We start from the raw sequence: 21,285 nt of genomic DNA, 5'->3' as shown, positions 1-21,285 counted from the left end.
CAAAAAAGAGATCTTTAGCAACATTTTTTTGGTTAAAAGCTTATTTCATCTTGACGAATTAACATCTAATCAAGTTTTTCAAAGTTTTAAAGGCAATAAAAAAAGAAGCCTTTATTTCAATTCTTAAAGAGAATCATCCTCTTTTAGGTCTTAAACACAAATATATCCATTTCCATCATATAAAAAAATTTAAAAAAAAGTAAATTTAAAAGTTGACTTTTAATTTTAAAAGTTTATAATATAAACATAAATATAAACTTTTAAAAATGTAAAAAAAGCAATTAAAAGTTGATATTTATAATAGATTATATAAAAATTGTTTTTCGTAACAAATTCAACCAAAAGGGTTGATTAACGGAGGATGAAGGATATTAACTTATTACTAAATCTTTTAAAATTACGATATAGAGGAATGTTTGTTTAATTATATGTTTTATTTGTTAAAATAGAAAAGATAAATATCAAAAGAATGATATCTCTAAAATAAAACCATAATTGAAGAAATATTTATCTATATATCATAATTAAGACTTGAATAAATATTGTAGTTCGCATTATGAATTAAACAATTAAAACAATAAATCAAAAACATTCAATATTTAATGTTAAAATAAAAAAAATTTTATTATTGATTTATCATGAAATATATAACATTATTTATAAATTTAAATGAAAATTTAAAAAGAGGTAATTTTCCCATGCAACAAAAAGAAAATGTTGTTTTTAGACAAATAAGAGAACAAGCGCTTGCGGCTAATCAAGTTAGAACACTTGACACTGCAACTAAAAAAGGTGTTGCTGTAAAAACAATGATATTATTGTTAACAGTTTTTGTATCAGGTATATTGCATTTTTCCTTAGTTTCTCTTATCGCTTCAGGTTATCCAAGACTTAAAGCTCAATTATTATATTCTTCCATCGGTGTCGCTTCCACGTTAGGTTTTGTATCTATGATGGTTAGTATTTTTGCCGGCGAAATGAATCAAAAACCTTTTGCTATTATGTATGCCGTTTCTGAAGGTATATTGATTAGTGGTGTTTTTGGTTTGATCTCAGTATTAAATGGTGCTTATAGCGCGATCATTTTAATATTAGCTACTGCAGTTGTTGGTACTTTGGCTGTTTTCTTGATTATGCATTTTTTATATTATCAAGGTATTTTAAAAGTTAATAATAAATTTAGAATGGCTGTTTTAGTTAGTTCTATAGTTATTATCGCTTTTTTAATGATTAATATGCTGGTAAGTATTATGGGTGGTCCAAATTTTTTAGACAAACACATCGCTCAATTAGCTATTAGTGGAGTATTATTAGTTTTAGGATCTGCTTTCTTAGCGATAGATTTTGACAACGCTGAACAAATCATGCAATTTGATATTTCTAAAAAATACGAATGGTCTTTAGCTTTCGCTTTCTTAACAACTTTAATATTAATTTTTGAACAAATAGCGAGAATTTTAATTCTTACTATGTTAGAAAAAGAATAATGCAATCATTTGTATTTCATACCCCAATAAGATTATAAATTCGTTTTTACCAGTATTTGGTTGAATTAACAAAGCCAATACGAGATAGAATCAAACATAAAAGAATTTGATGCTTTTATGTTTGATTATTTATAAAAGTCATTACCAAATGATGTGATTAATAAGTTTTTAGGATCAATTAATAATCTTAATAACTTATAATTACATCTTATTTTTTTACTTATAATCTTGATCAAAGTGATTTATAGGGAAAAAGCATATCCAACCTTTTTAATATTTTTTTGCCAAAAAATCAAAATTTATGGTGTAAAGATGTTATCAGACAAAATTAAAAATTTACCTAATGAGCCGGGATGTTATTTGTTTCAGAACGAAAAACAAGAAGTGATTTATGTAGGTAAAGCGAAAAATTTAAAAAACCGGGTGAAAAGTTATTTTACCGGCTCTCATAATAAAAAAACTGGTGTTTTAGTTTTAGAAATTGTTGATTTTTCGTATATTTTAACTAATAACGAATTAGAAGCCTTAATTTTAGAAGCTAATTTAATTAAAAGCTATTCGCCCAAATATAATTTTAAATTAATGGACGATAAAACTTATCCTTATATTGAAATTACTAACGAAAAACACCCTCGTTTGATTATCTCTCGTTATAAAAATGTTCCTCCGGGAAAAAGGTTATTTGGCCCTTATCCTAATTCAGAAAGTTTAAAAGAAACAGTTAAGTTGCTGCATAAAGTTTATCCTTTAAGAAGATGTCAACCTATCGGCAAAAAACCTTGTTTTTATTATCATATTAACCAATGTTTAGGGCCTTGCGCTCAAAAAGAAGTCGATTATGTACCTAACATCAATTTAATAGTTAAATTTTTAGAAGGCAATAATAAAGAAATTTTTAAACAAATCAAAACTTCTATGGAAGAAGCTAGCTCTCGACTAGAATTTGAAAAAGCTATCGAATATAGGGATCTTTTATTTAATTTAAATAAAATAGTGGAAAAACAATTTATCAATGATAATAAATTAAAAAGTTGCGACATCGTTGCTTTTTATTATAATGAAGATGATATATCTTTATATATTTTAAGAATGCATCGTGGCAATGTTTTTGATAACCATCAAATAGTGTTTAATTATGTAGGCAATGTGGTGGAAAATATAGTGACTTATTTATATTTATATTATCAAGAACAAATTATTCCCGAAGAAATTATTTTAGGCAAAGAAATGGCGTTGGATAAACCTAATATTCAAAACATTTTACAAGCTAAAATACGTATTGTTTCGAAAAAAAATCAAGGTGATTTATACGCTTTATCTTTAAAAAACGCTCAAGAAAATTTATTGAAGTACAATTTAGTCCATAAATCTAAATTCGAAATTATGCAAGAATCATTAGATGAATTGTCCCATATTTTTGATAAAAAGATTGATTATATCGAAGCTTTTGATAATTCACAATTATTCGGACAATCTTTTGTGACCGCTATGATCGTGTTTAAAGAATTTAAATTTAATAAAAAATTTTATCGTAAATTTACGGTAGAAAAAGAATATCAAAACGAATATGATGCTTTCCAGCATGTTTTAATCAGACATTATCAAAGGTTTTTACAAATGGGCGTGCAAATGCCGGATTTGATTTTAGTAGATGGTGGTAAAATTCAATTCAATGCTTGTAAACAAGCCCTAGATTACTTAAAATTAGATATTAAACTAGGAGCTTTGAAAAAAAATAATAAACACCAACTAACTGAATTACTTTTAGAAGATAAAACCATTGTTTTAGATAAAAACAGCCATTTATACCGTTTTTTATTAAGAATAAGTGATGAAGTGCACCGTTTTACTCTTAATTTTCATCTTCAATTGAAAAAAAAGGAAGATAAAAATAGCTTGTTAACTGATATAAAAGGTTTAGGCATAAAAAGGTATCAAACTTTATTAAAACATTTTAAAGATATTGAAGATATTAAAAATGCTTCTTGTCAAGATTTTCAAAAATTAAATATCCCTTGTAGTGTTTTAGAACAAATCAAAAAGAAATATTCTTAAATGGGAGAATAAATCAAAAAATATTCTGCATTTGAAAAAAATATTTTTCTCAAATAGAAAGGCTTTAAAACTATATTTATGTCTAATAATAATACAATCATTAAAATTAGAGGCGCCCGCGTGCATAACCTTAAAAATATTAATTTAGATATTCCTAAATTTAAATTTATCGTTATTACCGGCGTTTCTGGTTCAGGTAAATCATCTTTAGCTTTTGATACTTTATATCAAGAAGGTAAAAGAAGGTATATGGAATCTTTAAGCGTGTATTCTCGTCAATTTTTAGGTAATTTTGAAAAACCTGATGTGGATCAAATTGAAGGATTAAGTCCGGCTATTAGTATTGATCAAAAAACTATTTCTCACAATCCTCGTTCTACTGTTGGTACTATTACAGAAATTTATGATTATTTAAGAGTTATTTACGCTCATATTTCCGTCCCTTATAATCCTCATACTGATCAACCTATTCAAATTCAAACGACTGAACAAATTGTTCAACAAATTGCGCAATTAGCATTGGATAGTAAAATCGTGATAATGGCTCCTATAGTGGAACAAAAAAAAGGTAACCACCAAAAGCTTTTTAAACGTTTGATTAAAGATGGTTTTACCAGAGTGATGGTAGATCAAAAAATCCTTTCTTTGGATGAAATTCCTCTTTTGAATAAAAACGAAAAACATGATATTAACGTTATTATTGATCGTTTAAAAATACAAGATCAGATAGAAAGTAGATTAAACGATTCTTTAGATTTATCTTTAGCTTTAGTTAAAGAAAAAGTCTTTGTTTGGTTAAATGATCAAGAAATGTTAAAATTTCATCTTAATTATAGTAATGATGATCTTGATTTTACCATTCCAGAAAGAGATATGAGGTTATTTTCTTTTAACTCTTCTTTAGGCGCTTGTGAAACTTGTAAAGGTTTAGGGATGAGAAATAAATTTGACCAAAAACGCTTATTTGATTTTAATAAATCTCTGAATCAAGGCGGTTTTATTCTTTACCAACAACGCCGTGATTTTTACAATAAAATGCAAGATTTAGAACAATTTTGTGCTTACAATCAAATTGATATGAATATTCCTTTAAAAGATTTAGAACCTGCATTATTAGACATCTTATTATACGGCAAAGCCGATCTTAATAATGATCAACACGAACAACCGGAAATGACAATGGGCGTGATTACTATTTTAGAGTATTATTATGATAAATTATCTCAAAACGAAAGCGTGATGAGTTGGTTTAAAAAATTTCTGATTGAAGAAACTTGTCCGCATTGTTTAGGGGCCAGAATCAATAAAGCCGCTTTAACTTTCAAAATCAATCATAAAAACATTTATGAATTGACGCAAATGTCGATCGAAGAATTAGCTCATTTTATCAATCATCTAGATTTATCACCAGAAGAACAAAAAATTACGGCTTTACCATTGGAAGAAATTTCTCAAAGATTATCTTTTTTACAAGATATCGGTTTGAGTTATTTAACTTTAGAACGTAAAGGCAGCACTTTATCAGGCGGAGAATCGCAAAGAATTCGTTTAGCTACTCAAATTGGTTCTAAATTATCAGGTGTTTTATACGTTTTAGATGAACCTTCCATTGGTTTACATCAAAAAGATAATGATAATTTAATCGTTGCTTTAAAAAAAATGACTGCTTTAGGTAATACGCTTTTAGTGGTAGAACATGATAAAGATACGATGTTAGCGTCTGATTATTTAATTGATATTGGTCCTTTAGCGGGTCGTTATGGCGGAGAGGTCGTTGCTTTTGGCACTCCTTCTGAAGTGATGGCGAATCCAAACAGTTTAACGGGTCAATATTTATCCAACCAAAAAAATATCTCCTATCCGCAACAAAGACGCGCCATTAATGCTCAAAAAATGGTTCATGTGACCAACGCTTCTGAAAATAATTTAAAAAAGATTAACGTTGCTTTTCCTTTAGGTGTTTTTAACGTGGTAACGGGTGTTTCAGGGTCCGGCAAATCCACTTTAGTGAACAACGTTTTATTGCAAAATTTAAAAAATAAAAAAAAGCGTTTATCAAAAGATAAAAACAATGTTAATATGGTAGATGACCAAGGATACATTCGTAGAATAGTGGAAATTTCTCAATCTCCTATTGGTAAAACCCCAAGGAGCAATCCGGCGACTTATACGGGTCTTTTTGATAAAATAAGAGAATTATACGCTCAAACTAATGAAGCCAAAACTAGAGGATATCAAAAAGGACGTTTTTCCTTTAATGTTAAAGGAGGTCGTTGTGAACGTTGTTATGGCGATGGGATTAGAAAAATTTCTATGAATTTCTTACCTGATGTTTTTGTTACATGTGATGAATGTCATGGTAGTCGTTTCAGAAAAGACACTTTAACTATTAAATATAAAGGCAAAAATATCGCTGATGTGTTAAATATGACAGTTGATGAAGCTTTAGTCTTTTTCGATAACCATAAAAGAATCAAAGAACATATCCAATTTTTAAAAGATGTTGGTTTGGGTTATTTACAGTTAGGACAAAGTTCCACTACTCTTTCTGGAGGAGAATCCCAAAGAATTAAACTAGCTAGCGAGTTATATAAACAAATTACTCCGGATACTTTATATATATTAGATGAACCGACTACAGGTCTACATTTTGAAGATATCAAACAATTAATCCAAGTTCTGCACCGTATTACAGATAAAAAAGCGACTTTAGTGGTAATTGAACATAATTTAGATGTTATTAAAAACGCCGATTATGTGATTGATTTAGGTCCTGGCGGGGGAGTTCATGGCGGCAATATAGTAGCTCAAGGAACACCAGAAGAAGTGAGCCAGAATACTAAGAGTTATACGGGACATTATTTAAACCAAATCTTAAAGATAAAATCATAGATGATAAAGGTAAAGGAAAATGGCTTTTAAATTAAAAACTTTATATAAACCTAGCGGAGACCAACCTAAAGCTATCGAACAATTGTTATCTAATTTAGATAAAGGTCATAAAGAACAGATTGTCATTGGCGCTACAGGGACAGGTAAAACTTTTACTATATCTAATATTATCCATCAATTAAATAAAAAAACTTTGATTATAGTTCATAATAAAACCTTAGCTGGACAATTATTTAACGAATTAAAAACCATGTTTCCTGATAATAAAGTAGAATATTTTATTTCTTATTTCGATTATTATCAACCAGAAGCTTATGTCGTCCGTAATGACACTTATATTGAAAAAGATTCTTTAATTAATGATGAAATAGATAAAATGCGTCATAGTGCTATTAATTCTTTAATCAATCATGACGATGTAATCGTGGTTTCCTCTGTTTCTTGTATTTATGGTGTAGGTGATATTGAGAATTACAAAAAGTCGATTCTTTATTTAGAAAAAGGGATGAAATATCTTTTAAAAGAATTGGTTAATCAATTAGTCGGCTTGAATTACCAAAGAAATGATTACTCTTTTAAAAGAGGTACTTTTCGGTTGAGAGGAGATATGATAGATATCGTTCCTTCTTCTGATACCACACAAGGGATCAGAATTATTTTTTGGGATGATGAAGTGGAAGAGATTAAACTATTTAACACTATTGATGGTGTTATTTTGGCTAATTTAGAAGATATCACTATTTTTCCTGCTTCTCTTTATGCTACCGATAAAGAAAAATTAGAAGAATCTATTTTGCGTATTCAACAAGAATTAACCGAACAAATAGCTTTTTTCAAAGATAAAAACCAACTAGTAGAAGCACAAAAAATAGAAATGAAAACTAAATATGATTTAGAAATGTTGCAAGAATTGGGTTATTGTAATGGTATTGAAAATTATTCTAGACATTTATCTTTGAAAGCAGCAGGCGAAACACCTACTACTTTGATCGATTATTTTGGGGATGATTTTTTAACTATTATTGATGAATCTCACGTGACCGTTTCTCAAATCAGAGGAATGTATGAAGGCGATTTTTCCAGAAAAAATAATTTAGTTCAATATGGTTTCCGTTTGCCGAGTGCTTTAGATAACAGACCGCTGAGATTCCCTGAATTTGAAAAAAAAATGGATAAAATAATTTATTTATCCGCTACTCCGGGTGATTATGAATTAAATAAAAATTTACCTATTGTGGAGCAAATTATTCGCCCTACTTTTGTACTAGACCCTATTATTGAAGTTCGTCCCACTAAAAACCAAATTGAAAATTTATATTTTGAAATTAAAAAAAGAGCGGAAAAGAACGAAAGAACTTTAGTGTCCACTATCACTATTAAGATGAGCGAAGATTTAACTAGTTATTTAAAAGATTTAGGCATCAAAGTGGCTTATTTACATAGTGAAATCAAATCTTTAGAAAGATTAGTTATTTTGGAAGATTTAATGATCGGTACTTATGATTGTTTAATTGGAGTTAATTTATTAAGAGAAGGTTTGGATTTGCCAGTGGTTTCGTTAGTGGCTATTTTAGACGCTGATAAACAAGGTTTTTTAAGAAATAAAAGAAGTCTGATTCAAACTATCGGTAGAGCGGCACGTAATATCAACGGTAAAGCCATTCTTTATGGCGATGTGATTACTGACGCTATGCGAGAAGCGATAGAAGAAACACAACGTCGTAGAACTCTTCAAGAGGAATATAACCGTGTCCATCATGTTCAACCAACTCCTATTATTAAAACTATTGTCAAAAAAACTATTATGGATAAGCAAAAAGTTCAAAAAGAAGAAGCTTCTTTATTAGCTTCTGGTAAAAACCAAAAAAATAAGCAAGATTTAAAACAACTGCAAAAGTCCATGAAAGAAGCTGCTAAACAGTTAAATTTCGAACAAGCTGTTATTTATAGAGATTTAATCAAAAACATTAAAAAATCTTAATCTTTATAGTATAAAAAAAAGATCCTCTTGGGGATCTTTTTTTATTGGGATTAATTATTGGTTTTTATTGTGAATATCTTTAGTTGGGCAAGTTCAATTCTATATTTCTCTTTTTTAATTCTTCCAATAATTCGTCTTTAGTCAGAAAATATTGTTTTTTCTGGGTATAAATTTCATAAATCGTAGGTATTAAAAATTCTTTGTCTTTGATGATTTCTACGGCTTTTTGATAAGCTTCTTTTTCAACTTTTGCAATATATTCTTTTTGTTGAATTGATAAATATCTAAACGTTTTAAGATTCAAATCTTTAGCTGTGATATTTTCTTTAAATTTATTATATTCATTAAAATACAACAATTCTAAAGCTTTTTTTCTAACAGTGGCCAAATCACTAGGACTCGCTTGAGGCTTTATTTGATGATATTGTGTTTGCAACCACTCTTCGCCCACTAAGCCGCCATAATAAAAAGCCATTAATTCTTTTATTTTTTCAACTTTTTGTTTTGCAGTTAACTCACCCATTTTCGTGGAAAAATAGTCACACCCTCCCCCTCCTGTTTCAAAAACAACTATTCTCCATAAGTCCCAATATTTAGAGGATAAAGCGATTATCGCGTGCCCCGCTTCATGATGTGTGGAAGTGAATCTTTTCATAATAGGGTTATGAACAGGTTTTATAACTTCTTTAATAGAAAAAAGGTCAAAATGATCAACAATATGTTGGATATTTTTGAAAATATAATTGCCAAAAAAATCTCTTTTTAATCCGTTTTTAATTAAATGATCTTTTAATTGTTCAAAATCTTCTTTATTATAAAAACCTTGTTGGCTTGTTAATTGAGCCAATTTAATACGATATTTTTCTAAAAGATCGAAATCTTCGTGATAAAATAAACCTTGTTGTTGGTATTTTTCCAATTCAACAAAAACAATATAAAGCGCTTGCGTGTATTTAATCATTTCTCGCGTATCCGCTTCCAGAGGGTTTTTCAGAACCAAATAATCATTAATATCGATATTATGAAAATTAAATGGCAGTGGGGTCAATAATTCTTCAATACAAATGATATCATAATATCTAATCACATAGTTTATATCCGATTCGTAGTTCCAAAACCTATATTTTTTTTTCAGTAATTGAAATTCTTTTTTAGTGTAATGTTTTTGTTCTTTGCGAAGATTTTGTAGTGTTTTTTGGTCTTTTTGGTGATTTTCGAAATCTGCATCATTTCTAAAAACTCCCTCTCCTTTATAAATTTTTAATGTGACAGATAAACTATGAAGAATATATGTATAATCCATTATTTTTTCTAAATCAATTTGTTTGTTATTTTCCATTTTAAACAGTTGTTCTCTTTCTTATAAGTTATATAATATTTAGTCTACAATTTTGTAGCGCTTTATTCGAAAAAAACCTTTTTAAATATTTATATTATGTTTTTCCAATCCTTTTAACAATTCATCTTTAGTAAGAAATGGTTTGTTATTTTTTACGTAAATATCATGAATTAGTGGCAATAAAAAGGCTTTTTCTTTGATTATTTCTACAGCTTTTTGATAAGCCTCTTTTTCAACTTTTTCTATATATTCTTTTTGCTCCTTATTTAAAGAGGCAAAAGTTTTAATGTTAAAATCTTTAGCTTTGATTTCTTCTTTAAATTGATTATATTCACGATAATATAATAATCGTAAAGCTCTGTTTCTAATGGATTTCAGATCGCCAGAACTAGCTTTGGGTTTGATTTGATGATATTTTTTTTTTAACCATTCCTCGCCCACTAAACCGCCATAAGATAAAGCCATGTTTTCTTTGATTTTTTCAACTTTTTGTTTTGTTGTTGATGGAACTTGGAACGAATAGGTCCAACTACAGTATCCTCCTCCGTTAGGATAAGCTCTTATGTGTTTAAAATCTAAATATTGAGCAAACAAAGCTATTATAGCATGTCCCGCTTCATGATAAATAGTTATTACAGACTGCATAAGAGGTTTTTCAATAGGGATGATTAATTCTTCAATATCAAAATCATTCCCTTTTTCAATAACTTGATTGAGCACTTTCATAATGTAACGGCTGAAAATATCTTTTTTTAAATTAACATTTTGTAAGTTTTTTTCTAAATTTTGAAAATCTTTTTTACTTAAAAAACCATTTTTTTTAGTTATTTGTTGTAATTTTTTTTGATATTTTTGAAACATTTTAAAAGCCTTTTGATAAAAAAAGCTTTGTTTTTGGTATTTATCGAATTCATTGGAGACAATATACAATATTTGAGTATAACGAATCTTTTCTTGAACCTCTTTATCAAGTGGTTTTTCTGATGTTAAATATTCATTGATATCAACATCATTTAAATTAACAATCAACGGAGTTAATAATTCTTCCACTGTGAAATCTTCACAACTTTGAATAATTTTTTGAATTTTAGTTCTTTCATAATGATTTTTGGTATTTTGTTTTAAATATTCAAAATCTTGTTTTGAATAAGGTCCTTTTTCTTGAATTAATTTTTTCAGTTTAGCTTGGTATTCTTCAAACAGTTGAAGGTGATCTGTGTGGTTAAACCAATAATTTTCTTTATAATGGGTGAACCAATACAATAAATAAGGAAGGACAAGAGCAAACGCTCTTGTGTTGTCTAATTTTATATCTGTTGTTTTTTCCATATTTTTTTTGCCTTTTTAAATATTTATATTATGTTTTTCCAATCCTTTTAACAATTCCTCTTTAGTAAGAAATGGTTTATTATTATTTATGTAAATATCATGAATTAGCGGCATTAAAAAGGCTTTTTCTTTGATGATTTCTACGGCTGTTTGATAAGCTTCTTTTTCTACTTGTTCTATATAGCCTGTTTGTTCCTTAGTCAGTTGTTTCCAAGACCTAATTTTAAAATCTTTAGTTTTGATATTTTCTTTTATTTTTTTATATTCTTGATAATATAATAATTTTAAAGCACCTTCTCTTAAGAATTTTAAATCACCAGAACTAGCTTGGGGTTTGATTTGGTGATATTGTTTTTGCAGCCATTCTTCAGCCACTAAACCGCCATAATCAAACACCATTTTTTCTTTAATTTTTTCAATTTTTTGTTTTGTTGTTAATCGCCCTTCGAACGGATAGACGAATTCACAATATCCTCCTCCGTTAGGATAAACTCTTATGTACTTCAAATTTAAATATTGAGCAAATAAAGCTATTATAGCGTGTCCTGTTTCATGATAGAGAGTTTTTTCATAGTGAGTAAACGGTTTTTCTATAGGGATGATTAATGTTTCAATATCAAAATCATCCCATTTTCTAATAACGTCGGCAATTACTTTTATAATGTAATGGCTGAAAATATCTTTTTTTAAATTAACATTTTGCAAGGTTTTTTCTAAATTTTGAAAATCTTTTTTACTTAAAAAACCTTGTTTTTTAGTTATTTGTTGTAATTTTTTTTGATATGTTTTAAATATTTTAAAATCATTTTGATCAAAAAAACCTTGTTTTTGGTATTTATCATATTCATTTGAGGTTATAGACAACGTTTTAGCATAACGAATCATGTCTTGAACCTCTTTATCGATTGGTTTTTCTGATGTTAAATAATCCTTGATATCAACATCATTTAAATTAACAACCAACGGAGTTAATAATTCTTCCACTGTGAAATCTTCACAACTTTGAATAACTTTTTGAATTTTGGTTCTTTCATAATAATTTTTGGTATTTTGTTTTAAATATTCAAAATCTTGTTTAGAATAAGGACCTTTTTCTTGGATTAATTTTTTCAATTTAGCTTGGTATTCTTCAAACAGTTGAAGGTGTTGTAAGTTGATGAACCAATAATTTTCTTTATAATGGGCGAACCAATACAATAAATAAGGAAGGACAAGAAAAAACGCTCTTGTATTTTCTAATTTTATATCTCTTGTTTTTTCCATACTTGTCCCTCTTTTTTATTTTGAGTTTTTTCATTTGCAAGTCTATTTTGAAATTCAATTATGTCCAAAATATTTTTTTATTTAAAACATGTTGTTAATAATTTTTTGAATTGTTTTTTAAAAGTATTTTTAATTTCTTTTTATCTGAATAAGGCGTACCTTTATCTTTTCTTGTGTTTGCGTTAGGCCATCTTGGTTCACCTTTTGGTCTAGGTCCTTTTCTTCCTAACGCTTCTTCTAAAACTTGAGCAAAAGTTTCTTCTTTGTCCTCTTTTGTCAACACACCTTCCTTTAATAAACGTTTTAATTCTTCGGCTTGCGCGGTTCTGCCTAATTTTTGTAACATGTCGATTAAAGCATTGCCTAATTTTTCTAAAGTTTCTAGGGAATATAATTTATTTAATACCAGTTCTAAAAGTGGTAAAAAACCTGATTTTTCTAAACGTTGTAAAACTTGAGGGAATAATTCACTTAAATGTTCTAAAGCAGCTTTTAAACCGAATTTTTTGACATAATATAAAAATTCATCTAATTGACCGGACTCTTCCAACGCTTTTAGCAAAGCTTCCATTAATTGTTCTTCTGCTGTTTTATTATCTAAACGAGTGTTTTTATTGTACAAATAATATTCTTCATCCCATAAGCCATCCGTCATGCCGGATGAAGGTTGCCAATCATCATTATTTTCATAAGAAGGTCTTTATTTTCATAAGAAGGTCTTTGTGGCGTCCAATAAGGAAGTTGACCATCATCTTGATAAGGTTTATCAACTAATAAAGATTCTTCTTCTAAAGAGAACGGCGCTTCCATTTCCATCATCATAGCGTGGAGATGCGTTTTAGTAGAAAAGAATAAAAAAAGAGGTAAAAGTAAAGTCATCACAACGAGTTTAAATAAATTTTTAAAATTTAAACATGTTTTATTAACCATAAAACTCCTTTATTTTAATTAAATTTTGTCTATCTTTTTTTATATATCGCAAAATGTCATAAATGTCCATTTCAACCACTCTCCTTTAAAAAACCGTCTAAATTTTTTTCAGCCAGAATATAAGTGATATAGTAAGATTTTTATAACACGGTTTCATTCATTATAACACAAAAAAATAAGTTTATAGTATAAAAAAAAGATCCTCTTGGGGGATCTTTTTATCACTCAATCGTTATATTATGTTTGGCTAATTCTTTTAATAATTTAGCTTTAGTGAGCGAAGGTTTATTGTTTTGAATGTATATCTCATAAATCATATTTAATAAAAATTCTTTTTCTTTGATGATTTCTACGGCTTTTTGATAAGCCTCTTTTTCAACTTGTTCTATATATTCTTTTTGGTCTTGAGTCAGTTGCTTCCAAAACCTAATTTTAAAATCTTTAACTCTGATTTTAACTTTAAATTTTTTAAATTCACGATAATATAACAATTGTAAAGCGCCGTTTTTGACCAAATTCAAATCACCAGTACTAGCTTGGGGTTTGATTTGATGATATTGTTTTTGCAACCATTCTTCAGCCACTAAACCGCCATAAGAAGAAGCCATTAATTCTTTAATTTTAGTTATTTTTTGTTGCGGCTTTAATGTGCCTTTGGTTTTACTAATATAACTACAATAACCCCCACCTGTGGGATGTATTTTAATACTCTTGAATTCCCAATATTGAGAAAATAAGTCCATAATCGCGTGTCCTGCTTCATGATAAATCGTGACAAAGCGGTAAGTTAACGGTTTCACTAGAGGGATAATTAATATTTCCACGGAAATAAAATATAATTGATCGATAATAGTTTGGATTGCTTCATGAACGTAATTGCCGAAAAAATCTTTTTTTAAATTAATCGCTTGTAAGTTTTTTTCTAAATTTTGAAACTCTGTTTTACCATAAAAACCATGTTTTTCCGTCATGGTTTGTAATTTTTTTTGATATTTTTCAAAACTTTTGATTTGACTATCAAAATAAAAGCCTTGTTTTTTGGTAGTTGTTAAATTCATTTAAGACTAAATACAGCGTGTGAACGTATTGAACCATGTTTGTAGTGGTTTGATCTAAGGGTTTATTTTGTGGCGTGAGATAATCTGGAAGAGAAATATTTTTTAAATTAAAAACTAAAGGAGTCAATAATTCATCCAAGGAAAGATGATCAAAATTTTGAATCACATTTTGGCATGTTTCTGTTGGAAAGGTAGGATCTTTTTGATGATTGTTTTGTAAATTTTGCCAATCTTGTTTAGTGTAAAACCCTTGTTCTTGGATTAATTTTTTCAACTTTTCTTGTTGTTTTTCAAAATATTGAAAATAATCTTTTGTAGGGAATTTCCCTTTCTTTTTATAGGTGGCGAGATGTTTGTGCAAATAATCAACTTGATAAAGATAATCTATTTTATCTTTTAATGAAATTACTTTTTTTCTTTCCATTGGCTGCTCTTTTTCTTTTTTAAGTTTTTAACGAAAAAATTATCTTACTTCTGATATTATCCACATTATATAACAAATCAATTTCAAAAGCAACTGTTTGGGAGATAAAAAAAAGACCCTCCAAGAGAGTCTTTTTTTTCGTTTGAGCTGCTGTTTATTATGACGGATATAATACTATTGTAAGTTTGTAAGAAGATATTCCGTCATAAAAACTTTGGACAATATTAATCTTTTTTTCATTGGATTAATATCTTTTTATGTTGCGTTCGACTCCACATTAAAGTGTATATCGAACATGAAAGGAGAAAAAAATGGTTTTTAAAAATGTTTTTCAAAAAGACCATTATTATTTCATCACACTCTACACTGTAAAAAAATGCAAAGAATGAATAATTATATTATACAACAATATTTAAAAATATTAACACAAAAATTAAAAAAAGGCTGCAATAAGGCCTTTTTTGCTTTTTAAGAGCTTATTTTTATTATCTTTTGGCGACAATGCTCTTATATATTATGGTCTAAAGTGGGAGAAAAAGAGTGATCTTTATGTCTTTTAATTTTTTTTGAGAACAGGTTCCGTTTTTGCTTTAAATTTAGCTCATCTGTATTTTTTGATCAATGATTGCGATCATTTATTTCAAAACTAATTCTCCCTACTTTAATTTCGATAATTTCATCCCCTTAAAGAAATGGCAAGCAGGCTATTTTTTCCCTTCGGGTTCGGGAAGTTCATTTTTCAATTGGTTGACACGAGATTCGTATTCTTTTAATTGAGGTTCCACATCTTTTAATTGATTTTCATATTCTTTTAATTGTTTTATTCTTTCTTCATGATAAGCGATGGTACGGCGACGGCGATTGAATCTATTTTTAGTCCAATATTTAGGATCATCGGAGTTGTCTATTTTTTGAGGCATTTCAGGAAAAAAAATCGCTTGTAAAGAATTTTGCAGTTGTGTTACATATTCTTTTTCCTTTTGAAAAAAATTTCCCCCGCTCGGCAAACCCGCTTCGATTCGTTGCATTTTATCTTCAAAGTTTAACCTGTTTAATAATGACTTAATCGTAAAAATATTATTATCTATTTTCCGTTGAAGATCGATAAGTCTTTTGAATTCGTTAATCGATTTAATTGTATAATCATACACTTCTACTTCTTTTTTATTCTCTAAATCATCATCAATTTGGGCTATTCTTTTTCGCTCTCTTTCATCTTTCTCTACTTTGTCCTTTTCTGCTATTTGTTGTTGCATTTCTGATTCTTTATTCTTAATCCATTCCTTGTTTTCATCTTCGCTATTTAAGTAAGAATGGTAAATACTTCCGTCAAGGTTATAAATGGTACTTTTAATTTTATGACCTGTTTCAGGGTTATATTCGTCAGTATTACTGATTTGACCATTTTGATAAAAACTACTTGTTTTGATCTTTTGTTTGTCTGAGTTATATTCAATAATAATAGGTTCGCCTTTATCGTCTTTCGTTTTCTCCATAGTGTTATCAGGAGAAGATAATTGATAAATAGGCTCTTTTGGGGTATAGTCTATTTTTTTGCCTGGTTTGCTTATTAAATAATGAACCCCAAAAATCACGCCTCCTAATAAGATCAATCCTAGTAATATTAAAGTTATCATAATGATTAAATATTTTTGAGATTTATTTGCCATAAATTGCTTGATTTGTTTCATCATAAGATTAAATTGGTTGCCTTTTCCTTTTTTTCTTCTCGTCTATATGATTTCATTATACGTTTTTTTTTGCAATCTTTGGGAGTATTTTTTGGCATAAAATATATTCCCGCATAAATAATTGAGTCATAAAAAGGTGGTTTTATCTTTTCTTTATTGCGATATGGTAATAAAAAAAGAGACCTTTAAATAGGTCTCTTTTAACTGAGGTTTGTGTTTTTTTAATATAATGAAAAATTCTCCTTTTTGATTCTAAAACGACATTACACCATTTTAGAACAGTTGAGAAAGGAGAATTTTAAATGTATATTTTTATCAAATTTTGTAAAATTACAATTATTATATCATGGTAATAAAAAGAGACCGCTGGAACGGTCTCTTTTTATTGAATTGTATTGTTTTGAAAGGCAAAAATGAGATATGACTATCATAATTACATCACACTTTATTTCTTCAATTTCCACCATCAGAAGAAGAATAATAAAGAATGACTAATTTAATTATACAATAAAATTAAAATTATTTCATGTAAAAATGATTAAAAAAATAAAAATTTTTTTATTTGGCGCAATTCTTATTTAGACAATAATGTAAATCGCTTTTCTACACATTTGGTTCTTATTGATTTATTTTTTATAAAAAGACCTGAAAAAGGTTAATTTTTTTGATATAATTAAAAAGTCTCCTTTTTGTCCGAAACGACAATAAACTATTGTATAACTTTTTTACAAGGAAGGAGATTTTTCAATGATTATTATTATTCAAATTTGTAAAATTACCATTATTTTATCATGGTAATACAAAAGAGACCGTCGCATCGGTCTCTTTTTGTTTTTATAACTTTTTTTGAAAGGAAGAGATCATATATGATTATTATGATTACAATTTTATCACACTTTATTTATTCAATTTCCATCATCAGAAGAAGAACAATAAAGAATGACTAATTTCATTATACAATAAAATTAAAATTATTTCATGTAAAAATGAGTAAAAAAGAAAAATTGTTTATTTGGCACAATCATTATGTAGGCAATAATCTATATTATTTTCCTAAATATTTGGTTATTATTGATTTATTTTCACTAAAAAGACCTGAAAAAGGTTAATTTTTTTTGATATAATTAAATGACCTCCTTTTTGTCCAAAATGACATTAAACTATTTTATTTTTTTATTTTTGTGTTGAAAGGTCAAAAGAAAATATGACTGTAATTATTAAATTTTTTAAAATGACCATTATTATATCATGGTAAGAAAAAAGAGACCGATGCAACGGTCTCTTTTTTTATTATTTTGTGTTGAAAGGTCAAAAGAAAATATGACTATAATAATTTCATCACACTTTATTTCTTCAATTTCCACCATCAGAAGAAGAATCATAAAGAATGACTAATTTCATTATACAATAAAATTAAAATGATTTCATGTAAAAATGAGTAAAAAAGAAAATTTTTCCCGTTGTTGTAAAATTATTGAGAAAATTGTTTATATAAATTGCCTCAATATTTGGGTCCCTTATTGTTTTATTTTCACTAAAAAGACCTTAAAAAGGTTAATTTTTTTGTTATAATTAAAAAGTCTCCTTTTTGTCCGAAAAGACATTAAACTATTTTATATTTGTACCGAAAGGAGATGGGATTATGATTATCATAATTAAATTTTTTAAAATTACCATTATCATTTCATGGTAAGAAAAAAGAGACCGTAGCAGCGGTCTCTTTTTTTAATTTATATTTGTGCCGAAAGGTAAAAATAAGATATTACTATCATAATTACATCACACTTTAAATCTCCAACTTCCACCATCAGAAGAAGAATCATAAAGAATGACTAATTTAATTATACAATAAAATTAAAATTATTTCATGTAAAAATGCTTAAAAAAGAAAACTTGTTTGCGTTTGCGAAATGATTATTGAGAAAATCGTTTATATACATCGTCTCAATATATTGCCCCTTATTGATTGATTTTTTATAAAAAGACCTGAAAAAGGTTAATTTTAACCAACATCATTTATGTTTGATATTATAATGCCCATTAACCTTTTAAACCTATCAATCGCCCTTGTGATTTATTATTATTCCACCACTATTCGGGAACAACGCTGACATAAATCTTCTTCTTTTTTGTTGTCTACGACATTCCAACATCTAGGACAAGTAGAACCTGACGCCTGTTGAACGACAACTTTTACTTCTGGCGCTTCATGGAGCTCCACTTGAGAAACAATGAATAATTGGTTCAATTGGTCTTTAACATCTAAAACAACCAAAGAATCAACATCTGTTTTAGGCAAATGAAGGACCAATTTAGCTTGTAAAGATTTATTGATAAATTTATTTTGACGCGCTTCTTCTAAGTGTTTCATCACCACTTCTCTTAAATTAAAGAAGTTTTTATAAGCTTCTTTTAAAGCCTCAGAATAATGTTTTTGCACAAAAGCCGTTAATTCTTGTTTAGTCGGCATTTTTTCTAAATAAATGTCTTTTTTCTTTTGGAAAGGTAAAGCTTTATAAGCTTCTGAAGTTGTATGAGGAATAATCGGGGTTAATAGTTTCAATAAATCAATTAACAGATCATAAATAGTGGATTGAATAACCCGTCTTTCTTCATTATTCGCTTTTTCAATGTATAAAACATCTTTAGTGAAATCTAAATAAAAAGCGCTAATACGGACAGAAATGAAAGGATATAATAAACTCATAATTTTTTCAAAATCATATGTTTCGTAATATTCAATCGCCTGTAAGAAAATCTCTTTAAATTCTAACACTATCGCTTGATGAATAGCGGATCTTTTTTCAAAACCGATATAATTAGTTTGAGGATTAAAATCATGTAAATTACCTAACATAAAACGTAAAGTATTTCTGATTTTACGGTACTTTTCTTCAATTTGTTGAACAATAGCGTTATCTAACCTAACATCAGCGTTATAACTAATACTAGAAACCCATAACCTTAAAACATCGGCTCCTTTTTGTTTAATAATAGTTAAAGGATCCACCACATTATTCAATGATTTACTCATTTTAACGCCTTTACCGTCTAAAATAAAACCATGAGTCACTACTTGTTGGTAAGGAGCTTTGCCGTAAGCAGCGATAGAAGTAGTTAAAGAAGAATTGAACCAACCTCTATATTGATCCGAACCTTCTAAATAAACATTAGCCGGTAAAAAATCTGGTGATAAACGGTTAACAACATTATAAGAAGTACCAGAATCAAACCAAACATCCACCACATCTTTTTCTTTGGTAAAACGATGGTTAGGGCTTCTTTTATTAGTATAACCAGGTGGTAATAAATCTTTGGTGTCCCATTGGTACCAAATCTCTTTCCCGTGTTTTTCGAATAAATCAGCGATATGGTTAATTAAATCAGCCTCTAAAATAGGCAATTCATCTTCAGCGTAAAAAATAGGAATCGGTACACCCCACATTCTTTGGCGACTAATCACCCAATCATTACGGTTCGTAATCATATGGGTCATCTTTTTTTGTCCCCATTGAGGGAACCAATCTATTTTTTCTATTTCGGCTAAAATTTGGGGTTTAATTTGGTTAATATCTAAAAACCATTGTTCTACCGCTAAGAAAATAACGGGTTTTTTGATACGTTCATCATGAGGATAGGAGTGAGTGATCCATTCTGATTTGACTAAAAGACCTTGTTTATCTAATTCCTCCGCGATTAATTCGTTCGCTTTAGAGTAGAAAACACCTTTAAAAGGTCCCGCTATCTCCGTCATTAAACCTTTTTTATCGACACTACAAATAACATCTAAATTATACCTTTTACCAACTAAAAAGTCATCATAACCATGTCCGGTAGCAGTATGAACTAAACCAGTACCTTCATTATCTAAAACATAAGTATCTAAGACTATTTTACCTTGGCGTTGGAAAACCACATTTTCATAAGTGATATTTTCTAAAGTATCGCCTAGGAAAGTATCTAAAATAACTACCTTTTGCCAGTTAAATTTTTCCTTTAACTTCTCTAAAACATTAGCTCCTACGATATATTTTTGGTTGTTAACTTCTACTAAATGATAGTTTTTTTTGGGATGGACACAAATAGCGACATTAGCAGGTAAAGTCCAAGGAGTAGTGGTCCATATCAATAAATTAACATCTTGCCATTCAGGCTTCTCCTTAATTTTAAAACAAGCGAAAATAGATAAAGAACGGTGTTCTTGATAAATAATTTCTGATTCCGCTAAAGAAGACTGTAAATAAGGAGACCAATATATAGGTTTTAAATTTTTAAAAATTAATTTTTTTTCTACCATTTTACCTAAAACACGTACTTGATCCGCGACATAAGTATTATTTAAAGTAATATAAGGCTCGTTCCAGTTCCCTAAAATACCTAACCTTTTAAAGTTCTTCTTTTGTTTCTCTACAAAAGATAAAGCGAATCTTTCGCATTCTTGAAGAAATTCCGTTCTATGAGTATGTCTATCTTGGGAAAATTTCTTTAAAACCGCGATTTCAATAGGTAAGCCGTGAGTATCCCAGCCCGGAACAAAAGGGGAATAAAAGCCTTGCATAGTATGAAAACGGACGACAAAATCTTTTAAAATTTTATTTAAAGCGTGACCGATATGGATCTCTCCGTTAGCGTAAGGAGGTCCATCGTGAAGAATAAAATGAGGATTATTAGCGTTTTGTTTTAACACTTCTTGGTATAAATCGATCTCTTCCCAATGTTTTTCTATTTCTACTTCTTTTTGGCTTAAATTACCTCTCATAGGAAAATCTGTTTGAGGCATTAATAAAGTATTTTTGTAATCTGTCTTCATAATGGCTTATTTCTCCTTTATTTTTC

13 protein-coding genes are annotated in these 21,285 nt (G+C 28.5%); 4 read left to right on the top strand and 9 right to left on the bottom strand.

Annotated features, from left to right (window positions below; all coding sequences use genetic code 11):
* The first annotated feature begins 698 nt into the window (after positions 1–698).
* The 4 genes from HR065_RS02435 to uvrB all read left to right on the top strand — a co-directional run bounded on the left by HR065_RS02435 (position 699) and on the right by uvrB (position 8,415).
* Entirely contained in the window at positions 699–1,487 is a 789-nt protein-coding gene (locus HR065_RS02435) for a Bax inhibitor-1/YccA family membrane protein (RefSeq protein ID WP_178734315.1), read from the top strand.
* 312 nt (positions 1,488–1,799) lie between these two features.
* Positions 1,800–3,542 carry an excinuclease ABC subunit UvrC gene (gene uvrC / locus HR065_RS02430; protein WP_178734314.1) on the top strand — a complete coding sequence of 581 codons (1,743 nt, stop codon included), beginning with the start codon at positions 1,800–1,802 and terminating at the stop codon, positions 3,540–3,542.
* 78 nt (positions 3,543–3,620) lie between these two features.
* Entirely contained in the window at positions 3,621–6,434 is a 2,814-nt protein-coding gene (gene uvrA / locus HR065_RS02425; protein ID WP_178734313.1) for an excinuclease ABC subunit UvrA, read from the top strand.
* Between the two features lie 19 nt (positions 6,435–6,453).
* On the top strand, positions 6,454–8,415 hold the full coding sequence (gene uvrB, locus HR065_RS02420; RefSeq protein ID WP_178734312.1) for an excinuclease ABC subunit UvrB: 1,962 nt from the start codon (positions 6,454–6,456) through the stop codon (positions 8,413–8,415).
* Positions 8,416–8,494: 79 nt separating this feature from the next.
* Here uvrB and HR065_RS02415 read toward each other — a convergent pair whose 3' ends face one another.
* The 9 genes from HR065_RS02415 to ileS all read right to left on the bottom strand — a co-directional run bounded on the left by HR065_RS02415 (position 8,495) and on the right by ileS (position 21,259).
* Positions 8,495–9,754, bottom strand: a complete 1,260-nt coding sequence (locus HR065_RS02415) for a hypothetical protein (RefSeq protein ID WP_178734279.1) — start codon at positions 9,752–9,754, stop codon at positions 8,495–8,497.
* Positions 9,755–9,835: 81 nt separating this feature from the next.
* Positions 9,836–11,083 (bottom strand): FtsH/Yme1/Tma family ATP-dependent metallopeptidase, encoded by a 1,248-nt coding sequence (locus HR065_RS02410; RefSeq protein ID WP_178734311.1) that lies wholly within the window; start codon positions 11,081–11,083, stop codon positions 9,836–9,838.
* 15 nt (positions 11,084–11,098) lie between these two features.
* Entirely contained in the window at positions 11,099–12,346 is a 1,248-nt protein-coding gene (locus HR065_RS02405; RefSeq protein ID WP_178734310.1) for a zinc metalloprotease, read from the bottom strand.
* Between the two features lie 94 nt (positions 12,347–12,440).
* Positions 12,441–13,001: a dehydroquinate synthase/iron-containing alcohol dehydrogenase family protein gene (locus HR065_RS02400; RefSeq protein ID WP_178734309.1), complete on the bottom strand. Its 561-nt coding sequence runs from the start codon at positions 12,999–13,001 to the stop codon at positions 12,441–12,443.
* Positions 12,998–13,276: a hypothetical protein gene (locus HR065_RS02395; protein ID WP_178734308.1), complete on the bottom strand. Its 279-nt coding sequence runs from the start codon at positions 13,274–13,276 to the stop codon at positions 12,998–13,000. Before HR065_RS02395 ends, HR065_RS02400 begins: the two co-directional genes overlap by 4 nt.
* Positions 13,277–13,497: 221 nt before the next feature.
* On the bottom strand, positions 13,498–14,334 hold the full coding sequence (locus tag HR065_RS02390; RefSeq protein WP_178734307.1) for a hypothetical protein: 837 nt from the start codon (positions 14,332–14,334) through the stop codon (positions 13,498–13,500).
* Positions 14,294–14,758: a hypothetical protein gene (locus tag HR065_RS02385; RefSeq protein ID WP_178734306.1), complete on the bottom strand. Its 465-nt coding sequence runs from the start codon at positions 14,756–14,758 to the stop codon at positions 14,294–14,296. Before HR065_RS02385 ends, HR065_RS02390 begins: the two co-directional genes overlap by 41 nt.
* A 704-nt stretch (positions 14,759–15,462) precedes the next feature.
* A complete protein-coding gene (locus HR065_RS02380; protein WP_178734305.1) occupies positions 15,463–16,452 on the bottom strand; it encodes a DUF2963 domain-containing protein in 990 nt (329 codons plus the stop codon).
* Between the two features lie 2,077 nt (positions 16,453–18,529).
* A complete protein-coding gene (gene ileS, locus HR065_RS02375) occupies positions 18,530–21,259 on the bottom strand; it encodes an isoleucine--tRNA ligase (RefSeq protein WP_178734304.1) in 2,730 nt (909 codons plus the stop codon).
* Positions 21,260–21,285: the final 26 nt, after the last annotated feature.

Origin of the sequence: Candidatus Phytoplasma pruni, from assembly GCF_013391955.1 — a bacterium.
Classification (GTDB): domain Bacteria; phylum Bacillota_I; class Bacilli_A; order Acholeplasmatales; family Acholeplasmataceae; genus Phytoplasma.
This window is presented reverse-complemented; position numbering and strand designations above follow the sequence as displayed.

What these genes read in the sequence shown, in the direction of transcription:
- HR065_RS02415 (WP_178734279.1), bottom strand. Translation starts at nt 9,754, where the DNA reads ATGGAAAATAACAAACAAATTGATTTAGAAAAAATAATGGATTATACA.
- HR065_RS02410 (WP_178734311.1), bottom strand. Translation starts at nt 11,083, where the DNA reads ATGGAAAAAACAACAGATATAAAATTAGACAACACAAGAGCGTTTGCT.
- uvrB (WP_178734312.1), top strand. Translation starts at nt 6,454, where the DNA reads ATGGCTTTTAAATTAAAAACTTTATATAAACCTAGCGGAGACCAACCT.
- HR065_RS02385 (WP_178734306.1), bottom strand. Translation starts at nt 14,758, where the DNA reads ATGGAAAGAAAAAAAGTAATTTCATTAAAAGATAAAATAGATTATCTT.
- HR065_RS02400 (WP_178734309.1), bottom strand. Translation starts at nt 13,001, where the DNA reads ATGACGGATGGCTTATGGGATGAAGAATATTATTTGTACAATAAAAAC.
- HR065_RS02435 (WP_178734315.1), top strand. Translation starts at nt 699, where the DNA reads ATGCAACAAAAAGAAAATGTTGTTTTTAGACAAATAAGAGAACAAGCG.
- HR065_RS02395 (WP_178734308.1), bottom strand. Translation starts at nt 13,276, where the DNA reads ATGGTTAATAAAACATGTTTAAATTTTAAAAATTTATTTAAACTCGTT.
- ileS (WP_178734304.1), bottom strand. Translation starts at nt 21,259, where the DNA reads ATGAAGACAGATTACAAAAATACTTTATTAATGCCTCAAACAGATTTT.
- HR065_RS02390 (WP_178734307.1), bottom strand. Translation starts at nt 14,334, where the DNA reads ATGAATTTAACAACTACCAAAAAACAAGGCTTTTATTTTGATAGTCAA.
- HR065_RS02405 (WP_178734310.1), bottom strand. Translation starts at nt 12,346, where the DNA reads ATGGAAAAAACAAGAGATATAAAATTAGAAAATACAAGAGCGTTTTTT.
- uvrC (WP_178734314.1), top strand. Translation starts at nt 1,800, where the DNA reads ATGTTATCAGACAAAATTAAAAATTTACCTAATGAGCCGGGATGTTAT.
- uvrA (WP_178734313.1), top strand. Translation starts at nt 3,621, where the DNA reads ATGTCTAATAATAATACAATCATTAAAATTAGAGGCGCCCGCGTGCAT.
- HR065_RS02380 (WP_178734305.1), bottom strand. Translation starts at nt 16,452, where the DNA reads ATGATGAAACAAATCAAGCAATTTATGGCAAATAAATCTCAAAAATAT.